Annotated in this window: 2 protein-coding genes and 1 pseudogene; all 3 read left to right on the top strand. The window is 42.4% G+C overall.

Features of this window, described 5'->3' with window-relative positions; all coding sequences use genetic code 11:
* A pseudogene (locus tag V7D75_RS01370) lies at nt 1–407 on the top strand (succinate dehydrogenase/fumarate reductase flavoprotein subunit); the annotation flags it as partial.
* A gap of 196 nt (nt 408–603) precedes the next feature.
* Complete coding sequence (locus V7D75_RS01365) at nt 604–1,314, top strand: succinate dehydrogenase iron-sulfur subunit (RefSeq protein WP_144296830.1); 711 nt, start codon at nt 604–606, stop codon at nt 1,312–1,314.
* Between the two features lie 908 nt (nt 1,315–2,222).
* Nucleotides 2,223–4,240 (top strand): 2-oxoglutarate dehydrogenase E1 component (locus V7D75_RS01360; RefSeq protein WP_333613101.1); only part of this gene is annotated, 2,018 nt, incomplete at its 3' end.

The following is a 4,240-nucleotide window of genomic DNA, read 5'->3' as shown; positions in this document are numbered from 1 at the left end:
GCGCCATTATGCAAAAGCATGCCAGTGTATTCCGTACGCAGGCGATGATGGATGAAGGTGTTAAGCAGATTCTAGCGCTTGCTGATAAAATCGACCAAATCCATTTGGCTGATAAATCACAGGTCTTTAATACCGCGCGTATCGAAGCATTTGAAGTAGCAAACTTGTATGAAGTGGCAAAAGCGACGATGATATCGGCCGCCAACCGTCATGAAAGCCGCGGCGCGCACAGTGTGTCTGACTATGATCGCCCAGAAGATGATGATTATGCACCAAACGGCCGTAACGATAATGATTGGATGAAGCATACCCTATGGTATTCTGAAGGCAATCGTATTATCTATAAGCCTGTACGTAAAGTGCCATTGACGGTCGATTATGTCGAGCCGAAAGTTCGCGTTTATTAATTCTAGCCCTTGTAGTTTTGAGCATACAGTTTTGTATATACATAGAATTAACGTTTTATCCCTTATTTAATAAAAGGTGAGCGCCAGCGATAAGCTTTTATCAGCGCTATGAAATAGTCATACTAGCGCTGATAAATAGCAGTCTTTAGACTGTACGCTTGTGAGCCCGCATCACCAATGTGTGGAGTTTAGCATTATGAGCCGAGGTACTCGCACCATCGAAATCTATCGCTACGATCCTGATGTGGACGCAGCGCCGCGCATGCAAACTTATACGATTGAGTTGTTAGACTCAGATCGTATGTTGCTTGACGTGTTATTACGCCTAAAGAAAGAAGACGAAACCCTTACTTTCCGTCGCTCGTGCCGTGAAGGCATTTGCGGTTCAGATGGCATGAATATCAATGGTAAAAATGGTCTAGCCTGTCTGATTAACATGAACACCTTGCCTGAAAAAGTAACGGTTCGTCCGTTACCAGGTTTGCCAGTGGTTCGTGATTTGGTCGTCGACATGAACCAATTTTATGAGCAATACGAAAAAGTTCATCCGTTCTTAATCAATGACCAGCCAGCACCAGCAACCGAGCGCTTACAGTCACCTGAACAGCGTGAAAAATTAAACGGTTTGTATGAGTGTATTTTATGTGCGTGCTGTTCAACCAGCTGCCCATCATTTTGGTGGAACCCTGATAAGTTCTTAGGTCCAGCAGCACTATTGAATGCCAACCGTTTTGTATCTGACAGCCGCGATACTGATATACGGGCTCGTCTATCACGTTTGGAAGATCCGTTCAGCTTATTCCGTTGCCGCGGTATCATGAACTGCGTGTCAGTATGTCCAAAAGGCCTAAATCCAACCAAAGCCATCGGCCATCTGCGCAATTTACTGATCGATCAAGCAGGTTAGTCTACCATTTATTGGTAATTAGCTTTATAATAGCGCTGTTAAAAAAACACCACCTCTCATTAGGTGGTGTTTTTTATTCAAGGTTATCAGCATTAAACTGTCAGGTATAAAGCTAGCATCACAAAACTGATATTTTAGAAGGTATTGTTGATGGGCAGTGGTGCGTCAGTCAATGAAAGTAAGGCTGTATTAACAATACGTTGCTTGTATGTAAGAGGGCATGCTATATCGTGCGCATGTCTATATAATTGATTATAACCGTATATTTTCGCGCAGATTTATTTAATGGTAGTGATTAACTATAGATGTTTATATCGCTCAAAATCTATAGAAATGCAAAAAGCAGGCTATAAATTTAGCTAAATTTGCTCAAATAAAAGTTAACTAGTTGCGAGAAATGATAGTTGATATTCATTTCGTAAATACCTAGTATTGAACAAACAAACTATGGCGTGATAGGCAGTCATGTTACCCTATACAGCAATGTATCTTTGGCGTAATATCGCCTATATTTCTACCATAGCAAGGCACTTCAGCGAAAATAGCCAATTAAAAGGCTAACTGAAGACAAAATTTTTTGAGTAAAACCATGCTATTAACAATTTGGTTATAGCTGCAAGCATTATATATAAATTAATGTTGTCAAACGAGCCACTAAAGAAAACCGACCGTTCACAAATAATTTTAATAGTAAGCATGGTATTGCAATTATCTTTTTTATAACGAGATAGCTTGGGTAGGATGTTTCTTATTGACCAAGAGCGGTAACTTATAGATATGGTTAATAAAAAGATAATATTAAGACAAGTTTTAATGGTAAAAAGCGACGATTGATGTCGCTAACCTATAACGAACAACACAATAATAAGCACGATTCCATTCATTTATCTATCAAATAGACGATTATTATGAATAGTATAACTAAAGAAACTGCGAGCCTAGATCATACTGAACTGGCTGCCGACAATGCTCAATATATCGAAGCGCTCTATGAGCAATATCTAGATGATCCTAGTAGCGTTGATAACGATTGGCAAGCGTATTTTGAACAATATAAAACGCCAAATGATGCCAAGCACAATGCTATTAAAGATCAGTTTTTGTTGCTTGCGCGCAATCAAACGGCGAACAAAGTAAATACTGACACCTCTGGCTCACAAACTGGCGATTCAAACTGTGCTGACCCAAAGCAAATGGGCGTGCAGCAGCTGATTTCAGCCTATCGCCGCCGTGGCCATCGCCGCGCTAAGCTTGACCCGTTAGATTTGCATCCACGTGCCGAAGTGGAAGATTTAACCCTTGCCTATCACAATCTTTCTGAAGCCGACCTTGATACGGTGTTTCCAACCAATGATTTAATTATTGGTAAGGATGAAGCGACGCTACGTGAAATCATCGAGATCATGGAGCGCGTCTACTGCCGTTATATCGGTACGGAATATATGCACGTGACCACCAGCACCGAAAAGCGCTGGATGGAAAAATACCTAGAAACCAATCTGGGTTATATCGAGTTTGATAAAGAAAAACGTTTATCTATTCTTGAGCGTTTAACCGCTGCCGAAGGCTTAGAAAAATATTTGGCTCGTAAATATACGGGTGTTAAACGTTTTGGTCTAGAAGGTGGTGAGAGCTTTATTCCTGCTATCAATGAAATCATCCAACGTGCTGGCGGTTATGGTACTAAAGAGATGGTTATTGGTATGGCTCACCGTGGTCGTTTAAACTTGTTGGTTAATATCTTGGGTAAAAACCCTGCCGATTTGTTTGATGAGTTCGATGGTAAAGTGCAGCCAGAAAAAGGCTCAGGTGACGTTAAATATCACAATGGTTTTTCATCGAATGTGATGACACCGGGCGGAGAGGCGCATTTGGCATTGGCGTTTAACCCATCGCATCTTGAGATTGTCGCACCAGTATTACAAGGTTCGGTACGCGCGCGTCAAGTTCGCCGTAATGACCAACCCCTACAAGATAATAAAACAGGCAACTCGGTACTACCGATCGTTATTCATGGCGATGCGGCTTTTGCAGGCCAAGGTGTGGTGCAAGAAACTTTCCAAATGTCACAAACCCGCGCTTACACCACTGGCGGTACGGTACATATTGTTATCAATAACCAAGTTGGTTTTACCACCAGCCGTCAAGAAGATGCACGCTCGACTGAGTATTGTACTGATGTTGCAAAAATGGTGCACGCACCTATCTTGCACGTAAACGGTGACGATCCTGAATCAGTGGTTTTCGCGGCACAATTGGCATTAGATTACCGTCATGAGTTTGATAAAGACATTATCATTGACTTATTCTGCTATCGCCGTAACGGTCATAACGAAGCCGATGAGCCATCAGCGACTCAGCCACTCATGTATGCGGTGATTAAAAAATTACCAACCACTCGCACTATTTACGCACAGCAACTGATCAAAGCCGGCGTGTTGAGTGAGAGTGAAGCTCAAAAGTACGAAGATGAATATCGTGAGTCATTAGACCGCGGTGAATACGTTGCCAGCTCTCTAGTGAGTCTACCTAACGAAGAATTATTCGTTGATTGGAAACCTTACTTAGGTCATGATTTGGTTGACGATTGGGATACCAGCGTCGATATCGAAGTGCTAAAAGGCTATGGTCGCCGTATGGCAGAAATGCCAGAAGGTTACAAGCTACAACGCCAAGTACAAAAAATGGTCGAACAGCGTTTAGCCATGCAAACAGGCGAAGAGCCACTTAACTGGGGCGCCGCTGAAACACTAGCATATGCATCATTGGTTGACTATGACAATGTCTTGGTACGTATTACTGGTGAAGATGTGGGCCGTGGTACGTTTTCGCATCGTCACAGTGAAATCTATAACGTCAATGACGGCAGCATGTATGTGCCCCTTTCACATATCAGTGAGACGCAAGCGCGCTTTGCGACCTATAA

It is taken from the genome of Psychrobacter sp., assembly GCF_036731945.1.
In the GTDB taxonomy this organism is placed as follows: domain Bacteria; phylum Pseudomonadota; class Gammaproteobacteria; order Pseudomonadales; family Moraxellaceae; genus Psychrobacter.
Note: the sequence above shows the minus strand (reverse complement) of the source record. Positions and strands in the feature narration are given on the sequence as shown.

Coding starts and splice junctions, on each gene's coding strand:
- V7D75_RS01365 (WP_144296830.1), top strand. CDS start 604: ATGAGCCGAGGTACTCGCACCATCGAAATCTATCGCTACGATCCTGAT.